17 protein-coding genes are annotated in these 17,085 nt (G+C 69.2%); 12 read left to right on the forward strand and 5 right to left on the reverse strand.

Annotated features, from left to right (window positions below):
• Position 1: 1 nt before the first annotated feature.
• The 3 genes from kdpA to AC3WLZ_RS00825 are packed head-to-tail and all read right to left on the reverse strand — an operon-like array spanning position 2 to position 1,949.
• Positions 2 to 1,672 (reverse strand): potassium-transporting ATPase subunit KdpA, encoded by a 1,671-nt coding sequence (gene kdpA / locus AC3WLZ_RS00815; protein WP_492468665.1) that lies wholly within the window; start codon positions 1,670 to 1,672, stop codon positions 2 to 4.
• 11 nt (positions 1,673 to 1,683) lie between these two features.
• Positions 1,684 to 1,764: a K(+)-transporting ATPase subunit F gene (gene kdpF, locus AC3WLZ_RS00820; protein WP_412926087.1), complete on the reverse strand. Its 81-nt coding sequence runs from the start codon at positions 1,762 to 1,764 to the stop codon at positions 1,684 to 1,686.
• Positions 1,761 to 1,949, reverse strand: coding sequence for a hypothetical protein (locus AC3WLZ_RS00825; RefSeq protein WP_492471005.1), 189 nt, complete (start codon positions 1,947 to 1,949; stop codon positions 1,761 to 1,763). Before AC3WLZ_RS00825 ends, kdpF begins: the two co-directional genes overlap by 4 nt.
• A 362-nt stretch (positions 1,950 to 2,311) precedes the next feature.
• Here AC3WLZ_RS00825 and AC3WLZ_RS00830 point away from each other — a divergent pair, with 362 nt between their 5' ends.
• From AC3WLZ_RS00830 to AC3WLZ_RS00845, 4 genes are all read left to right on the forward strand, one after another.
• The gene (locus AC3WLZ_RS00830) at positions 2,312 to 2,641 is read left to right on the forward strand and encodes a PadR family transcriptional regulator (protein ID WP_492468666.1); all 330 of its coding nucleotides are present in this window, start codon (positions 2,312 to 2,314) and stop codon (positions 2,639 to 2,641) included.
• A 1-nt stretch (position 2,642) separates the two neighbouring features.
• Positions 2,643 to 3,002: a DUF1048 domain-containing protein gene (locus AC3WLZ_RS00835; RefSeq protein WP_412923207.1), complete on the forward strand. Its 360-nt coding sequence runs from the start codon at positions 2,643 to 2,645 to the stop codon at positions 3,000 to 3,002.
• Positions 3,003 to 3,094: 92 nt separating this feature from the next.
• A complete protein-coding gene (locus AC3WLZ_RS00840; protein WP_492468667.1) occupies positions 3,095 to 3,883 on the forward strand; it encodes an ABC transporter ATP-binding protein in 789 nt (262 codons plus the stop codon).
• Positions 3,880 to 4,641 (forward strand): ABC transporter permease, encoded by a 762-nt coding sequence (locus AC3WLZ_RS00845; protein WP_492468668.1) that lies wholly within the window; start codon positions 3,880 to 3,882, stop codon positions 4,639 to 4,641. Before AC3WLZ_RS00840 ends, AC3WLZ_RS00845 begins: the two co-directional genes overlap by 4 nt.
• 7 nt (positions 4,642 to 4,648) lie before the next feature.
• Here the strand turns inward: AC3WLZ_RS00845 and AC3WLZ_RS00850 are convergent, their stop codons facing one another.
• Together AC3WLZ_RS00850 and AC3WLZ_RS00855 are read right to left on the reverse strand one after the other, a co-directional pair.
• On the reverse strand, positions 4,649 to 5,014 hold the full coding sequence (locus tag AC3WLZ_RS00850) for a PLD nuclease N-terminal domain-containing protein (protein ID WP_492468669.1): 366 nt from the start codon (positions 5,012 to 5,014) through the stop codon (positions 4,649 to 4,651).
• Between the two features lie 214 nt (positions 5,015 to 5,228).
• Entirely contained in the window at positions 5,229 to 7,319 is a 2,091-nt protein-coding gene (locus AC3WLZ_RS00855) for an APC family permease (RefSeq protein WP_492468670.1), read from the reverse strand.
• A gap of 132 nt (positions 7,320 to 7,451) precedes the next feature.
• Here AC3WLZ_RS00855 and AC3WLZ_RS00860 point away from each other — a divergent pair, with 132 nt between their 5' ends.
• The 8 genes from AC3WLZ_RS00860 (at position 7,452) to AC3WLZ_RS00895 (ending at position 16,932) form a co-directional block, all read left to right on the forward strand.
• Positions 7,452 to 8,534: a VanZ family protein gene (locus AC3WLZ_RS00860; RefSeq protein WP_492468671.1), complete on the forward strand. Its 1,083-nt coding sequence runs from the start codon at positions 7,452 to 7,454 to the stop codon at positions 8,532 to 8,534.
• Between the two features lie 225 nt (positions 8,535 to 8,759).
• Positions 8,760 to 10,082 (forward strand): extracellular solute-binding protein, encoded by a 1,323-nt coding sequence (locus AC3WLZ_RS00865; protein WP_492468672.1) that lies wholly within the window; start codon positions 8,760 to 8,762, stop codon positions 10,080 to 10,082.
• A gap of 149 nt (positions 10,083 to 10,231) precedes the next feature.
• Positions 10,232 to 11,086: a carbohydrate ABC transporter permease gene (locus AC3WLZ_RS00870; RefSeq protein WP_492468673.1), complete on the forward strand. Its 855-nt coding sequence runs from the start codon at positions 10,232 to 10,234 to the stop codon at positions 11,084 to 11,086.
• Complete coding sequence (locus AC3WLZ_RS00875; RefSeq protein ID WP_492468674.1) at positions 11,083 to 11,919, forward strand: carbohydrate ABC transporter permease; 837 nt, start codon at positions 11,083 to 11,085, stop codon at positions 11,917 to 11,919. Before AC3WLZ_RS00870 ends, AC3WLZ_RS00875 begins: the two co-directional genes overlap by 4 nt.
• Before the next feature lie 30 nt (positions 11,920 to 11,949).
• Entirely contained in the window at positions 11,950 to 13,332 is a 1,383-nt protein-coding gene (locus tag AC3WLZ_RS00880) for a NosD domain-containing protein (RefSeq protein ID WP_492468675.1), read from the forward strand.
• 11 nt (positions 13,333 to 13,343) lie between these two features.
• The gene (locus tag AC3WLZ_RS00885) at positions 13,344 to 14,390 is read left to right on the forward strand and encodes a LacI family DNA-binding transcriptional regulator (protein WP_492468676.1); all 1,047 of its coding nucleotides are present in this window, start codon (positions 13,344 to 13,346) and stop codon (positions 14,388 to 14,390) included.
• Between the two features lie 47 nt (positions 14,391 to 14,437).
• Complete coding sequence (locus AC3WLZ_RS00890; protein WP_492468678.1) at positions 14,438 to 15,670, forward strand: glycoside hydrolase family 32 protein; 1,233 nt, start codon at positions 14,438 to 14,440, stop codon at positions 15,668 to 15,670.
• Between the two features lie 23 nt (positions 15,671 to 15,693).
• The gene (locus AC3WLZ_RS00895) at positions 15,694 to 16,932 is read left to right on the forward strand and encodes a wax ester/triacylglycerol synthase domain-containing protein (protein WP_492468679.1); all 1,239 of its coding nucleotides are present in this window, start codon (positions 15,694 to 15,696) and stop codon (positions 16,930 to 16,932) included.
• Positions 16,933 to 17,085 lie beyond the last annotated feature (153 nt).

The raw sequence follows: 17,085 nt of genomic DNA on the forward strand, positions 1-17,085 counted from the left end.
ATCAGACGAGTCCTTCGGCCAGGGGTCCCAGGGTGAGGACCGGGAAGTAGGTGAGGGCGGTGACGATGACGGCCACGCCCGCGAGGAGACCCGCGAACTGCGGGCGGTGTGTCGGCAGGGTGCCGGCGGTGGCGGGCACGGCATCCTGTGCCGCGAGAGAACCCGCCAGGGCGAGCACGAACACGATCGGCAGGAAGCGTCCGAGGAGCATCGCCACCGCGAGGGCCGTGTTGAACCACGGGGTGTTGGCGGTGAGTCCCGCGAACGCGGAGCCGTTGTTGTTCGCCGCCGACGTGAACGCGTAGAGCACCTCGCTCAGCCCGTGGACGCCCGGGTTCCAGATCGACGTCGACTCGACGTCCTCTCGGATGCCGGGGAGCGCGAAGCTCAGCGCGGTACCGGCCAGCACGAGCGTCGGCGTGACGAGGATGTACAGGCTCGCGAGCTTGATCTCGCGCGGCCCGATCTTCTTGCCGAGGTACTCGGGGGTCCGCCCGATGAGCAGTCCGCCGACGAACACCGCGATGACCGCGAGGATCAGCATGCCGTAGAGGCCCGAGCCGACACCGCCGGGCGCGATCTCGCCCAGCATCATGTTGATCATCGGCATCATCCCGCCGAGGGCCGTGTAGCTGTCGTGCATCGAGTTGACCGCGCCCGTCGAGGTGAGGGTGCTGGTCGTGCCGAACAGCGTCGAGCCGAAGATGCCGAACCGCACCTCCTTGCCCTCCATCGCACCGCCGGCGAGCTGCGGGGCGGTCCCGGCTGCGGCGAGCTCGGCCCACGTGAGCAGAGCAGCGGATGCCACGAAGATCGCCGCCATGACGCCCAGGATCGTGTAGCCCTGGCGGTCATCGCCGACGATGCGGCCGAACGCGCGGGGGAGCGAGAACGGGATCACGAGCATCAGGAAGATCTCGAACAGGTTCGTCCACGGCGCGGGGTTCTCGAACGGGTGCGCCGAGTTGACATTGAAGAATCCGCCGCCGTTGGTGCCGAGGAGCTTGATCGCCTCCTGGGATGCCACCGGCCCACCGGGGATGGACTGGGCCGCGCCGGTGAGGGTCGTGGCATCCGTGAATCCGGTGAGGTTCTGGATGACGCCGCCGGCGAGCAGCACGACCGCCGCGACGATCGAGAACGGCAGCAGCAGGCGGTAGGTGCCGCGGACGAGATCGACCCAGAAGTTGCCGATCACGCCGCTGCGGCGGTACGCGAAGCCGCGCACCAGCGCCACCGCGATCGCGATGCCGACCGCGGCCGAGACGAAGTTCTGGACCGTCAGCGCCGCGAACTGCACCGTGTAGCCGAGCGTGGTCTCGCCCGAGTAGGACTGCCAGTTCGTGTTCGTCACGAACGAGACGGCGGTGTTGAACGACAGGGCTTCGCCGGGGGACTCGAGCCCGAGCGAGAACGGCAGCAGCGGCTGCAGGCGCATGACCGCGTACACGAAGACGACTCCGGCGGCGGAGAACAGCAGCACCGACCGCAGGTACGCCTGCCAGGTCTGCGCGCCGCGGGGGTCGACGCCGATGAGACGGTAGGTGCCGCGTTCGACGGCGAAGTCGCGCCCGCCGGTGTAGATGCGAGCGATGTAGTCGCCGAGCGGGTGGTAGGCCAGGCCCAGGGCGACGATGAGCGTGAGGCTGGTCAGGACGATGGACCAGATCATTCCGGCATCCATCAGAACTTCTCGGGGTGGAGGAGGGCGATCACGAGGTACACCACGGCGGCGACCGCGAGGACGGCGGCGAGGACGGTCATGCCGAGTCGCCCCCTCGGGTGGGTGCCTGGGTGGTGCCGGGCGCGGGTGACGCCGGGGCGCCGTGGCCGGGGGTGCGCGCGGAGGGAGCGCCGGGCTGCGGGCCCAGCTTCTCGACCCCCTGCGCGATGAGGGCGACCAGCGCGAAGAGCGCCAGGATCGCGACGAGGTAGACGACATCGAGCACGATGACTCCAGATTCGGGAGCTTCCGCGCGACTGCTGTGGCGCGGGCGCCGCGGGGCGGCACGTGTGTCGATGCAACTCCTGTGCGCGGTGGCATCCGGCGGTCCTAACGGTTTCCCTACGGCCCGCCGTCCGACGCATACGCCCTGCTCACGCAGTGTGCCCCCGCCCGTGCCCCCGCCCCGTGCCCCCCACTTCCCGCGAGACTTCATCGCGCCGACAACCCCCGCGCGGGCTGCAAGGGAGACGTCAGCGCGATGAAGTCTCGGCGGAAGCGGCCGGACAACGAGCGCAGTATTCACTCTTGCTGAGTACCGGTAGTCAGTGTTACTTTGTAGCGGTAGTCAATGTTGAGGAGTAGCGAATGGGCAGACAAGACACCGAGATGCTCAAGGGGGTGCTCGAGGGCGTCGTCCTCGCCGTGCTGGCGCGCCGGCCGGCGTACGGGTACGAGATCACCGCCGACCTCCGCGACCGGGGCTTCGCCGACCTCGCCGAAGGCACGATCTACGCGATCCTCGTCCGCATCGAGCAGCGGGGTCTCGTCGACGTCGAGAAGGTGGCATCCGAAAAGGGGCCGCCCCGCAAGGTCTTCACCCTCAACGACACCGGACGAGCGCAGCTCGCCGAATTCTGGACGACCTGGAGTCTTCTCGCCGACCGGCTCGAGCAGCTCCGCAACGAAGGGAACTGACATGGCCTGGTACGAGAAGATCATCGGCGACCTGAGCGCCAAGAAGCAGTGGCGCGAGTATCGGCGTCGCCTCGACGCCCTCCCCGCGCCCTACCGGCAGGCGGGTCGAGCGCTCGAGCGGTACGTGCTCAACCTCGGGCCGACGGATGACAGCGACGCTCTCATCCGCATGGTGACCGATCTCGCCGACCTGCTGGAGCAGGCCGCCGCGGCCGGCACCCCCATCCGCGATCTGACCGGCGAGCAGCCGGCGGCCTTCGCCGAGGAGTTCATGGCGAACTACGGCGACGGCAGCTGGATCGGACGCGAGCGCGCCCGACTCGCCCGCGCGATCGACGAGGCGGCCCGCACCCAGGGCTGACCCGACCTTTCGCACGCGTCCTCCGGAACCGGCTGGCCGGAGGCGATGGCCTCGTGCGCCCTCCGGCCGGTACCCCACGAGAGGAACAACACATGTCCATCATCGATACCGGTCCCGCGATCCGCGTGCGAGACCTCCGGAAGTCCTATGGCGACGTCGCCGTGCTCCACGGCGTCGATCTCGACGTCGAGCGCGGCACGATCGTCGCGCTGCTCGGCTCCAACGGTGCCGGGAAGACCACCGTCGTCCGCATCCTGTCGACCCTGCTCCGCGCCGACGGCGGGACGGCGGTCGTCGACGGAGCAGACGTCGCGACCCAGTCCGCGCGGGTGCGGGCCTCGATCAGCCTCACCGGGCAGTTCGCCGCCGTCGACGAGGTCCTGACCGGTCGTGAGAACCTCGCGCTCGTCGCGCGTCTGCGCCACCTCCCCGACCCCGCCGGCGCGGCGGACGACCTGCTCGCGCGGTTCTCGCTCACGGATGCCGCACGCCGGGCGGCATCCACGTACTCCGGGGGCATGCGTCGACGCCTCGACATCGCGATGAGCCTCGTCGGGGAGCCGGCGGTGGTCTTCCTCGACGAGCCGACGACGGGGCTCGACCCGGAGGGGCGGTTGGAGGTGTGGGATGCCGTGCGCTCGCTCGCCGCATCCGGCACCACCGTGCTGCTCACGACGCAGTACCTCGACGAAGCGGAGAACCTCGCGGACCGCATCGCGATCCTGCACGGCGGACGCATCATCGCCGAGGGGACTCTCGCCGAGCTGCGGGCGCTGTTCCCGCCCACCACCGTCGAGTACGTCCAGAAGCAGCCCACCCTCGAGGAGATCTTCCTCGCCATCGTCGGCTCGGCCGGCCCGCTCGACAAGGAGGAGTCATGACCACGCACGCCCTGTCCGACACCGCGGCCCTCACCGGCCGCTCCCTGCGGCACATCCTCCGCAGCCCCGACACCATCGTGACCACGGCGATCATGCCGGTCGCGATCATGCTGCTGTTCGTCTTCGTCCTGGGCGGCGCCGTCGACACGGGCGGCACCGCGTACGTGGACTTCCTGCTCCCCGGCATCCTGTTGATCACCGTGGCATCCGGCATCGCCTACACCGCGTACCGCGTCTTCCTCGACGTGCGCGGGGGCATTGTCGACCGACTCCGCTCCCTGCCGATCGCTCCGGCGAGCGTCCTGTGGGGACACGTCCTCACGTCGCTGCTGGCGAACGCGGTGTCTCTCGCTCTCGTCGTCGGGGTGGCGTTGCTCGTCGGCTTCCGGTCGGGCGCTTCGGTCGGGGCGTGGCTGGCGGTCGTCGGCATCCTGATGGCGTACACGCTCGCGCTGACGTGGGTCGCGGTGGTCGCCGGCCTCGCGGCGAAGACCATCGACGGCGCCAGCGCCTTCAGCTACCCGCTGATCTTCCTGCCGTTCGTCAGCTCGGCGTTCGCGCCCACCGACACCATGCCGGGTCCGGTGCGCTGGTTCGCCGAGAACCAGCCCGTCACCTCGCTCGTGGATGCCATCCGCGCGCTGCTCGCGCAGCAGCCCGTCGGCGCGAGCGTGTGGGTCGCGCTGGCGTGGTGCGCCGGGATTCTCGCCGTCGCATGGATCGTCGCGGTCGCCCTGTTCCGGCGGTCGGGGCGCTGAGACCGGGTTACGCGGGTGCGTCGCCCTCGAGGCGGCGGCGGCGCACCTGCTCCTCGAGGTCGGCGAGGTACATCTCCCGCTCGAGGTCGGCGATCTGCTGCTCGGTCGTCCGTGCGTCGGAGGCACGCGGTGCCGGAGCCGGCTCGGCATCCCTCTGCCAGCGCCGCGGGTCGCCGAAGCTCATCGGCTCGCCCCGCTGCTCCCACTCCCGGCCGATCGTGAACCACAGGATCGAGCCGATCAGCGGCAGCAGCACGATGAAGAACACCCACGCGAACTTCGGCAGGTGTTTGACCTGGTCGTCGCGGCGGGTGATGGCATCGATCAGCGCGAACACCATGACGGCCAGAGTGAGCACGGCGAGGATCGGCATGGCATCCACCCTGTCGCAGGTGCTCCGCACAGGGCAAGGCTCGGTGCCGCGGCCCCTCCCGAAACGCCGAGACTTCATCGCGCCGACAAGTCCCTTGCAGTCTGCAAGGGAGACGTCAGCGCGATGAAGTCTCGCGGGAAACGTGGAGCCCGGGGGCAGACGCGGCCCGGGGGCAGACGCCGCCCGCGGCATGGCCGGCGGCGCCCGGACGGGATCAGGATGCCGAGTTCCGCGGGGCCTTGTTCCGGTGCGCGGGCACCTCGGCGACGGGCTGACCACCGCGCTGCTGGCCGGGGAGCGGCCGCGAGCGGCGACCGTAGATGACCTCGGACGAGTCCAGCAGCCACGGAACCAGGGTGATCGAGACGCCGTGCACGAGCATGAGCTGCTGCGCGAGGCGGCGGGACCGCCGGTTGTGGAGGATCGACTCCCACCAGTGGCCGACGATGAATTGCGGCAGGTACACCGTCACCACCGCGGAGCCGTGCTTCTCGCGGTAGCTCTTGATGAACGTCGTGACCGGCGAGGTGTAGGTGCGGTACGGCGACTCGATGATGACGAGCGGGATGGGCATGTCGTGCGCCGCCCACTCCTTCTGGAGGCTCGTGGCATCCTCCTCCGAGATCGCCACGTGCACCGCGAGCGTCTTGTCGTGCTTGGCGGCGAGGGCGTAGTCGATCGCCTTCATGACCGGCTTCTGCAGGCGGTTCACGAGGATGATCGCCACGTCGCCCGACGAGCCGAAGTGGACGGTGTCGTCCATGCGGATCTCGTGCTCGACGTCGCGGTAGTAGCGGTTCACGCCGAGCATGAGCGTCGCGAGGATGGGGATCGCGATGAAGACGAGCCACGCGCCGTGCGTGAACTTCGTGATCGTGACGATGACGAGCACGAGCACGGTGAGCGAGGCGCCGACCGAGTTGATCCACAGGCCCGTGATCGCCGAGCGTCGTTCGTACCGCGCGCTCTGCTGGCGTGCCGCCTCGGGTGGGAGCGCACGAAGACCCGCCAGCGCCCGCCGCCAGTGGCGGACCATGCCGATCTGCCCGAGCGAGAACGAGACGAACACCCCGATGATGTACAGCTGGATCAGCGTCGTGAGGTTCGCCTGGTAGACGATCAGAACACCGATCGCCACGATGCCGAGCACCACCATGCCGTTGGAGTACACGAGGCGGTCGCCGCGGGTGTTGAGGGCCTTGGGGGCGTAGCCGTCGCGGGCGAGCACGGCGCCGAGCAGCGGGAAGCCGTTGAACGCGGTGTTGGCCGCGAGCAGCAGCACGCACGCGGTCGCGGCCTGGATGATGAAGAACGGAATGCTGCCCATGCCGAACGTGGCGGCGGCCACCTGTGCCATGAGGCTCGGCTGCGGGTTGTTCGCGCAGTCGAAGCCGATGAGGTTGCAGGGGTTCTCGGCGTAGTGGACGCCGGCGAGGAGAGCGAGCAGGGTGAGCCCGACGAACAGCGCGATCGCGATGCCGCCCATGAGGGTCAGCGTCGTCTGGGCGTTGCGGATCTTGGGTTTGCGGAACGCGGGGACGCCGTTGGACACGGCCTCCACGCCGGTGAGCGCCGAGCATCCGCTCGAGAACGCCCGTAGCACGAGCAGGATCAGCGCGGCCTGCGTCAACGATTCGGCGTGGACCGCGTACTCGGCACTGGATGCCACGGGCACGTCGCCCAGGAGCGCGCGGCCGAGGCCCACGACGATCATGATGCCCACCGACCCGATGAACAGGTACGTCGGGATCGCGAAGACCGACGACGCTTCGCGGACGCCGCGCAGGTTGACGATGACGATGAGGATGACGAACCCGACGGCGATCTCGACCCGGAACGGGTTCAACCCGGGCAGGGCCGAGATGATGTTGTCGACCCCGGATGCCACCGACACGGCGACCGTGAGCACGTAGTCGACCAGCAGCGCGGCGGCGACCACGACGCCCGGGACCTCGCCGAGGTTCTTGCTCGCGACCTCGTAGTCGCCACCGCCCGAGGGGTAGGCCTTGATGAGCTGACGGTAGCTGAGGACCACGACGACCAGCAGCACCACGACCGCCGCCGCGACCCAGGGGCTGAGCGTCAGCAGGGCCGTTCCGCCGATGAGCAGGATCATCAGCAGCTCCTGTGGCGCGTAGGCCACGGAGGAGAGTGCGTCGGAGGCGAAGATGGGGAGTGCCATCTTCTTGGGGAGGAGCTGCTCGTCGAGTTTTTCCGACGTGAGCGGCTCCCCGATAAGGATGCGCTTGGCCATCGGCGTCTGTTCGCCGGGCTCGCGACTTTCGTCAGTCACGGCGCGCGACATTACGCGCACTACGGGCCGTATGCAATCTGACGCACGGGTCGTTCACCGGGTGGTAGTCCACCGGCGAGACAGAATACGACCGATAACGGAGTGAACTCGGTGAGGCCGGTCTGTATTCCCTAGGATCTGCGGGTGCACAACATCGTCGGCTCCGGGCTGCTCGCGGTCCTCCTCGGCGGTGTGGTCGCGGTCCTCGCGTTCGTGCCGTTCGTCGCTCTCAGCTATCGGCGACGGGGCGGTCTGTCGTTCGGGCGCAGCGTGCTGTGGGCCGGTGCGGCTGTCTACTTCTGGGCGATCTGGACGTACACGCTCGTCCCCCCGCCCGACGGCGACGCCTACCGCTGTGCGGGGACGAACCTCCGGCCGTTCGAGTTCGTCGACGAGATCCGCGAGGCCGTCGCGGTTTCGGGCCGATACCTCACCGATCCGGTCGTGCTGCAGGTCGCGCTGAACGTGCTGCTGTTCCTGCCGTTGGGGTTCTTCCTCCGCGTGCTCGGCGGGCGCGGCATCGTCGTCGCCGGCCTCGTGGGACTGGCCGTGAGCGGGGTGATCGAGACGACGCAGCTCACCGGGGTGTGGGGCGTCTTCCCGTGCGCGTACCGGGTGTTCGACGTCGACGACCTCATCACCAACACGTCGGGGGCGCTCCTCGGGTCGCTCGTGGCGTTCGTCGTTCCAGGAAAGCACCGCGGCGCGGAGAAGACCCCGGATGCCGACCTCCCCCGTCCCGTCACGCGCGGGCGTCGCCTGCTCGGCATCCTGTGCGACGTGCTCGGCGTCGGTCTGCTCCAGTCGGGTGTCGCGGTGGTGCTGCAGGCGGTGCTGGTGCTGCTGTTCGACGACCCGGGGCGCACCGGGGACGTCGCGTCCGCGGCGGGGGCGGCGGTCGCGGCGGTCGTGTGGCTCCTGGTGATCCTCGTCACCGGGCGTTCCGTCGGCGATCTCGCGACGCGCGTGCGCTACACCAATGGAGTGCTGCCCGCGTGGCTCGCGCGCCTGCTGCGCTTCGTCACCGGCGCGGCCGCGTACTCGGTGCTCGAGAGCCTGCCTTCGCCGTGGTCCATCGCGTCCGTGGTGCTACTGGTCGCGACGGTGGTGCTGCTGTTCGTGTGGAAGGACGGCCGCGGCCTCACCGGCTGGATCGGCCGGCGGCGGCTCGTCGACGACCGCGCGGGCGTGGTGAGCCCGACGGTGGACGGGGTCTCTCGGCGCTGACCGGACGAGGGTCACCGGGCGCAGACGGGGCAGGAGCGCCAGGCGAGCCGAATGCTTTTGGCTCGCGCCATCTGCCGATTCCCAGCGCCAAAGTCTTTGGCCCTTTCGCGCACTTGACGCGTGCGCTGAGGGGCGGTTAGCGTCATGCCAAGACGATTTGCCAAAACGTATTGGCGGACCGTCCCACCCTCACTTTTCCCAATCACTCACGAAGGAGTCGAAGTGATGAAGCTTCGCACGCAGCAGCGCACCGGACGTGTCCGGCGCGCGTTGGGGCCGATCGCCGTCGTGGCGGCGGCCGCCGTCGTCCTCACCGGATGCGGTGCCGGAGGCGGCACCGGAGCCGCCGAGGGCGACTCGACGCTCACCGTCGTCGTGGAAGGGGGCGGCAAGGCCGAGCTGCAGCCGATCGCCGACCTCTACAAGAAGGAGAAGGGCACCGACGTCACGCTCGTCGAGTTGCCGTACGACGGTCTCTACGACCGCATCCAGTCCGAGCTGCAGGCCGGGACGCCCTCCTTCGACGTCGCCGCGCTGGATGCCATCTGGCTTCCCGCCTTCGCCCCGGGTTTGGCATCCCTCGACGACCTCTTCACCGACGAGGTCAAGAGCGACCTGTTCGACGGCCTCGTCGGCGAGTCGCAGGTCGAGGGGAAGCACGTCGGCATGCCGGTGTGGACGAACTCCGAGATCCTCTTCTATCGCACCGATCTTTTCGACGACGCCACGAACAAGGCCGACTTCCAGGCGAAGTACGGTTACCCGCTCGCCGCTCCCACGACGTGGGAGCAATACCGCGACGTCGCCGAGTTCTTCACGCGGGACACCGACGGCGACGGCACCGTCGATCTCTACGGCACCGATGTGAAGGGTGCGGTCGAGACCGAGTGGCTCGCGACCGTCTCGCAGGCCGGAGAGTCCCAGATGGTGCTCGATCCCTCCAGCGGCGACGTGACCATCGACGACGCGCAGCACAAGGCCGCGCTCGACTTCTACGTCAGCCTGCTGCCGTACGCGCCCTCCGGCGCCGCTCAGCTCGACTGGGCCGGAGCGCAGAACCTCTTCTACCAGGGCAAGCTCGCCATGATGCGGTTCTGGGGTCACGCGTACCGCCAGACGCCGGCGGACTCCCCGATCAAGGACTCCATCGCGGTCGCACCGATGATCGGCGGTCCCGGGGGAGTAGCCGGCGTCCCCGGCGCCTGGTACCTGTCGGTTCCGGCCACCGGCGCCAAGCAGGATGCCGCAAAGGACTTCATCTCCTTCGCCTACGAGCACAACGACCTCGCCGCGGACACCTCGCTGGGCCTGGTCGCCCGCAAAAGCGCGTTCGAGTCGAAGGCCGACGTAGCCGGATTCGAGAACTACGCCGCTCTCGTTCAGACGCTCGAGGCGCCAGGTTCCCGTCCCCGCCCGGCGACCGGGGAATGGCAGGAGATCGTCGACTCCGTGCTCGTGCCGATGCTCCAGAAGGCTGTCGAGCCGGGAGCCGACACCGCGAGGCTCCTCGGCGACGCGAAGACCCAGATTCAGTCGATCGTCAACTGACGATCCCCACCGGAAAGTACCTCGTGGAGACCATCGCTCCTCCCGCCCGCGATGGGGCGGCCCCGGCCGCCCCATCGCGGGACGTGCCGCCGCCCCCGCGTCGGCGCCACAGCAAGGACGCCGGAGACCGCCGCTTCGCCTTGGCCCTCATGGCTCCAGCAGCGCTCTTCCTCACCGTGTTCGTGCTGTGGCCGCTCGTCCGCTTCGTCTATGACAGCTTCTTCGAGATCTCACCGTTCGCAGGGGCAGGGCGCACGTTCGTCGGTCTCGCCAACTACGCGGCCGCCTTCGGATCCGATACGTTCCAGTCGGCGTCGGTGCGCACGGTGGTCTACACGGTCGTGGTGGTGGGGGCGGAGTTCGTCCTGGGCCTCGCCGTCGCGCTGCTGTTCACGGCGCTGGGCCGGCGATCAGCGGTGTTCCGCACGATCTTCATGTACCCGCTGATGATCGCCCCGGTCGTCGCTGGACTCCTCTGGCGATTCCTGCTCATCGACAACTTCGGCATCGTCAACGAACTGCTCACTCGCGTAGGTCTGCTCTCCGACCCGAGCCAGATCGCGTGGTTGAGCGATCCGCGGATCGCCCTGTTCTCGGTCGCAGTGCCCGACATCTGGCTGACGACGTCGTTCATCACGCTCGTCCTGTTCGCGGGGCTCCAGAACATCCCGGGCGACGTGATCGAGGCGGCGCGCATCGACGGGGCGCGCTACCCCCGCATCCTGTTCAGCATCATCCTTCCGCTGCTGCGGCCGGTGATCGCCGTGGCGCTGATCGTCCGCGGCATCGACGCGGCCCGGGCGTTCGACATCATCCTCATTCAGACCGACGGCGGGCCGCAGAACAGCACCACCACCCTCAGCCTGCTCATCTATCGCACGATGACGCGCTTCGGCGACCCGGGACTGGCGAGCGCGATGGGCACGGTCTACCTCGTGGCCATGCTCGCCGTCGCGATCGCGGCCGTCCTGCTCATCTGGCGTCCCGGAGGTACCGCGCGATGAATCCCCTCGAAACGGTCGGCCGGAGCCGCGTGGTGCTGTGGGCGCTGCTCGTCGTCGCTGTCGTCCTCTACGGCTTTCCCTTCCTCTATCTCCTGCTGACGTCGTTCAAGACTCCGCTGGACGCCATCGCGGTGCCGCCCACGGTCCTCCCCGGCGTCTGGACGCTCGAGAACTACGTCTCGGCGCTGTCCCGCGCGGGCGTTCCGGCCGCGCTGATCAACAGTGTTGTGACCGCGGTGATCTCGACAGCGCTCTCGCTGGTGCTGGCCGTGCCGGCGGCGTACGCGATCACGCGGTTCCGCACGCCGAGCGGTCGCGTGTTCATTCTGGCCGCCCTCGTGACGCGCATGGTGCCGACAATTGCCGTCGGCGCGCCGCTCATCGAAGTTATGCGGTCGCTCGGTCTCACCGACACCTCGTTCGGGCTCGCCCTTGCGCACACGACCATTTCGCTGCCGCTATCCATCTGGCTCATGGCCAGCTTCTTCGAGGCGGTGCCCGACGAGCTGGGCGAGGCGGCTGAGGTTGACGGATGCTCCCGTCTACAGGCAATGGTGCGGGTCGTCCTGCCCGTGGTGTCCGGAGGGTTGGCCGTCACGGCGATCTTCGCGTTCCTCGCCTCGTGGAACGAATTCCTCTTTGCGCTGCTGCTCACCTCGGTCCGCGCGCAGACCACACCCGTCGTCATCGCGAACTTCCAGACCCAGTTCGGCCTCGACTGGGGCGGCATGACCGCTCTCGCGACCGTGTACTCGGTCCCCGTGATCCTCCTCACGCTATTCCTCCAGCGGCACATCGTCGCCGGTCTCACGCTGGGCGCGGTCAAGGGCTGACATGGCGACCGCAGAAAAGGAAAACCCCTGATGCCTCCGCACAACAATCGCTATGACGTGACCGTCTGGCCCTTTGGGGACGCCGCCCATGACATCGGTGCCGTCATCAACGACATCCTCCGCGACGTGAAGGAGCGTCAGCGCGACAGCGACGTCGAGGACGGCGGTCGTCCCGGGGCCGTCATCCAGATCCCGCCGGGCGACTACCGGCTCCGCACGCAGGTCGTGATCGACATCAGCTTCCTGCGCATCGAGGGAGCCGGCCACGGCTTCACGTCCTCGAGCATCCGGTTCAACGTCCCTGAGACGGAGTGGCCCGATCTCCACGAGCTGTGGCCCGGCGGCAGCCGAGTCATGGTGGACCTCGACGACCCGCGCCCCGGGGACGAGGCGTCCGGAGCCGCGTTCCTCGTGGCGCGCACGGGCAGCCCGCGGATCAGCTCGGTGGAGTTCAGCGGGTTCTGCATCGACGGCCTGCACTTCACCGCACCAGGCCCTGACGACAACGTCGAGAACTCGTACGTCAATGGCAAGACCGGGATCTTCGTCCAGGATGCCAACGACTCGTTCCGGGTGAACGGCATGGGCTTCGTCTACCTCGAGAACGCCCTCACGATCTACAACGCCGATGCGCTGTCGATCCACGACAACTTCATCGCGGAGTGCGGGAGCTGCGTCGAGCTACGCGGCTGGGGGCAGGCGTCGAAGATCACCGACAACCTCATCGGCGCGGGTTTCGCGGGGCACTCGATCTACGCGGAGAACCACGGCGGGCTGCTGATCACCGCGAACAACGTCTTCCCCCGCGGAGCCAGTAGCGTCTCGCTGCACGCGGTAACCCGATCGAGCGTGACGAACAACCGGCTGCATTCGTTCTACCCGGGCATGGTGGTCCTCGCCGCCGGGAGTTCCGAGAACCTCGTGGCATCCAATCACTTCTTGCGCGACCACGAGCCTTGGACACCGTTCCTGGGGGTCGAGGGGCGATACGACGACGCGTTCGGGCTCGTCCATATCGACGGCGACGGCAACTCGATCATCGGCAACCACTTCTCGGAGGTGGTCGCCATGTCTCGGGTGCGGCCAATGGGCGCACCGCCCGTGATCATCCGGGTCGCCGCCGGGCGCGGAAACCGGGTATCTGACAACCACGCCGTGGCCTCCGACGTCGACCCCGGCTCGCAGGACTCCGCGTTCGAGGCGCAGGTCGAGGCGCTGCTGTCGACCGCCGACGCGCGGCCACTCGAAATCGTCACGGTCCGCGTCGACCCGGCATCCACGGGAAATACCGTGCTCGACTCGGGAACCGAGGACGAGGTGGACGTCGACCTGGAGATGAACGCCGTGCGCTTCACTCCGGCCGTCCGGGCACCGCACGGCACCGCGCCGGGGCAGAAGATGGTACGAACGTGAGGGGGGCGACGATGACCGAGACGCGGCGGAGCGGTAAGACGGCGGGGATCCGTGATGTCGCCGCGCGCGCCGGGGTGTCGCAGACGACCGTCTCGCACGTGCTCAACGCCACCCCGCACACCCGTGTCAACGAAGAGACCGCTGCCCGTGTCCGCGCGGCGGCCGAGGAGCTCGGCTACCGCCCCAACCGCCTGGCGCGAGGCCTGCGCACCCAGGCGTCCGAGATGATCGGGCTCCTCACCGAGGAGATCGCGACGACTCCGCACGCCGGTCGCATCATCCTCGGCGCCCAGGAAGAGGCGAGTCGCCACAACCTGACGCTGGCGATCATCAACTCCGAGTTGAATCCCGAGCCGGAGGTTCCCCCGGTCCAGGTGCAGGCGTTCCTAGACCGGCAGGTCGACGGCATCATCTACGCCACCGTCTATCACGACGAGATCGTCGTGCCCGAGAACCTTTCTGCGCGTCCGGCCGTACTCATCGGTGCACGTGACAGCACTGGCATCCTGCCCGCCGTCCTCCCTGACGAGCGGGCCGGAGCGGTCGCCGTCGTTGAGATGCTGGTCGCGCGCGGACACCGTCGCATTGCTTTCGCGGCCAGCGCCGAGGACGTCCCGGCGACGCGCGGCCGCCTCCGTGGCTACCTCGACGCGATGGCCTCGGCGGGGCTGTCGACCGCGGGACTCGTCGTCGACGGGAGCTCGGACGCCCGCGGCGGGTATAGCGCCGCCAACGCGCTTCTGGACGCCGCACCCACCGCGCTCTTCTGCTACAACGACCGCATGGCAATGGGCGCCTACCGGGCCGCTGGTGAACGCGGCCTGTCGATTCCGGGTGATCTGTCGGTGGTCGGCTTCGACGACCAGGCTCCGATCCCTGAGAGCTTGTTCCCGCCGCTGACCACCGTCGCCCTGCCGCACTACGAGATGGGGGCGTGGGCAGTAAACGCGCTGTATGCGGTCATCGACGGATCGGACGGGCGCGCGGCATCCCTTCCGCCGACTCTGCTGCCATGCCCCCTGGTCGAGCGCGAGTCGGTTGCGGCTCCCCGCGCCTGACCTCCCGCCACCCCTCCCCTCGGGGACCCTTGTCTTGAGGACCCTCCATGCGCCCTTCACTGCACTTCACCGCCCGCTCGGGCTGGATCAACGACCCCCACGGGATCACGTGGCGGGACGGCGAGTACCACGCCTTCTTCCAGTACGTCCCCGACCGGGTCGAGTGGGCCCCGAGCTGCCACTGGGGGCACGCGAGCGGGCCCGACCTGCTCTCGCTGACCGAGTGCGCGGTCGTGCTCGCGCCCAACGACGGCGATGACGGGATCTGGACCGGATGCCTCGTGGTCGACGGCGAGGACGTCCGCATCTTCTACACCGCCATCACCGAGCCTGACTTCGGCATCGGCCGCGTGCGCGTCGCGACGCCGGAGGGCGGCCTCGACGGACCGTGGGTGAAGGGCGACGTGGTCGTTACGGCGCCGCCCGACCTCGACCTCATCGCGTTCCGCGATCCGTTCATCCGGCGCGACAGCGACGGCTGGCGCATGTTCGTCGGTGCGGCGGGCCGAGACGGGACGGCCATGGCCCTGTCGTGGACCTCTCCCGACCTGCGGGGGTGGGAGTACCGGGGGATCGTGCTCGAACGCTCCACCCAGGTGACCGAGCCGGTGTGGATGGGTGCGCTGTGGGAGTGCCCGCAATTCGTCACCCTCGACGGCCGCGACGTGATGATCTCGTCGGTGTGGGACGCCGACGTGCTGCACTACGCGGGGTACGCCATCGGCGGGTTCGACGGCGATCGCTTCGACGCCGAAGCGTGGGGGCGCCTGACGTACGGCGACGGTCTGTACGCGCCGTCGCTATTCCTCGATGCCGACGGGGAACCGTGTGTGCAGTTCTGGATCCGCGGGGTCGGCGATCACGCCGCCGGGTGGGAGGGAGCGCACAGCTTTCCGTATCGCCTCGGCCGCCGGGGAGCCCTCCTTACCGCCGAGCCGCATCCCGACGTGGCACGTCACCGCGGTGCACTCGCCGCCGACGGGCGGGTGACGGGGCTCGCGGCCGACATCGAGTGGGCGGCTCCTGCGGGTCGCCTGACTGTGTCGTCGGGCGGAGCGGAACTTTTCGTCGTCGAGAGGGACGCGACAGAAGCCACGGTGCACGTGGGTGCGAGGGAGTGGGACATCCCGGTCGGCGAGGGGGTGCGGATCATCCTCGACGGGCAGGTCCTGGAGTTGTCGTCCTCTGCCGGGGTGTTCAGTGCCGTCCTCTCCCCGGCGGCCGACGACCTGTCCGTCGACGTGAGCGAGGGCCACCTGCGGGTGTATCCGCTGGGCTGAGTCGGCCCGCTACCGTTGACGCCATGGGGGAGCCCCTCTCGGTGGACGACGCGCGCATCCTCGCGCTCGAATCCGATGCGGTGCGCGGACACGCGCTCAAGCTGCTGCTTCTGGAGCCCGGCGCGGTGCTCGATCTGGATGCCGTCCGCGCGAGCGTCTTGTCTCGCCTGGGCGCGTTCCCGCGAGCACGGCAGCGCGTCGTGGGCTCGGCGTCGCCGACGTGGGAGGACGCGGAACCGGAGATCGCGGCGCACGTGCGGCGGTTCCCCGCTGCCGATCCGGCAGAACTCCGCGCGGTGGTGGGGCAGCTCATGTCCGAACCGCTCGACCGGTCGCGGCCGTTGTGGACGCTCGACCTCATCGGACCGCTGGCCGACGGTCGCGAGGCCCTCGCGATCCGCCTCCACCACGCGATGGCCGACGGGATCACGGCCGTGCGGTTCCTCGACGCCGTGGTGTTCGAGCCGCACGACGCTCCGGCGCATGCCGTCGGCATCCGGGATCCCGATGCGCGACCGTCGCGCTGGCGGGAGTTGGAACGGATGCCGCTGACTCTGGCTCGCGAACTCGGCCACCCCGGTGGGCGGTCGCCGTTCGACCGCCCGCTCACGGCGCGGCGGGCGCTCGCTTTCGCGGACGTGCCGCTCGCGGAGGCGCACGCGGTCGGGGCATCGCGTTCCGCGCACGCGACCGTGAACGACGTGCTCCTCGCCGTCGTGGGAGGCGCGGTCCGTCGGGTGCTCGAGCGCCGCGGCCACGTGCCGCACCTGAACGTCCAGGTTCCCGTGAGCCTTCACGAGGCGGGGGAGGATGCCACGACAGCCGGCAACCGCGACTCGTTCGTCGACATCGACCTCTGCCTGGCGGAGACCGATGATCTGCGCCGCCTCGATCTGCTCAGCGCCCAGACCCGCGAACGCAAGCGCGATCGCGACGCCCGGTCGCTCGACGAGCTGTTCCGCGCGGTCGGGCCGATGGGGAACGTGCTGCGCGGCCTCGCCGATGGTCCGCGCGCCTTCGCGCTGTCGGTGTCGAACGTGCCGGGGCCGCGGGTTCCCGTCGCCGTGTCGGGGCGACGCGTGACCCACGTCTACACGTCGTCCGAGCCCGCGCCCCACCACGCGCTGCGGGTCGCGGCGATCTCGAACGACCGCTGGCTCGGCGTGGGCTTCTGCGTCGACCCTGTCGCCGTTCCCGACGTGGAGGCGTTCGCCGATGCCGCGCACGACGCGTGGGAGGCGCTGCGCGGGGGAGCCGGCTGACGTCGCGCGCCCTCTGCTCGGCGCTGGCCCAACTGCGGTGACGGGCGAACCTCCGCTCAGTGCTGCCCCGACTGCCGTGACGGGCGAACCTCCGCTCAGCGCTGCCCCGACTGCCGTGACGGGGTGACCTCGTCCCACACATTGCCGTTTCGG

It is taken from the genome of Microbacterium sp. FW305-3-2-15-F-LB2 (assembly GCF_058787255.1).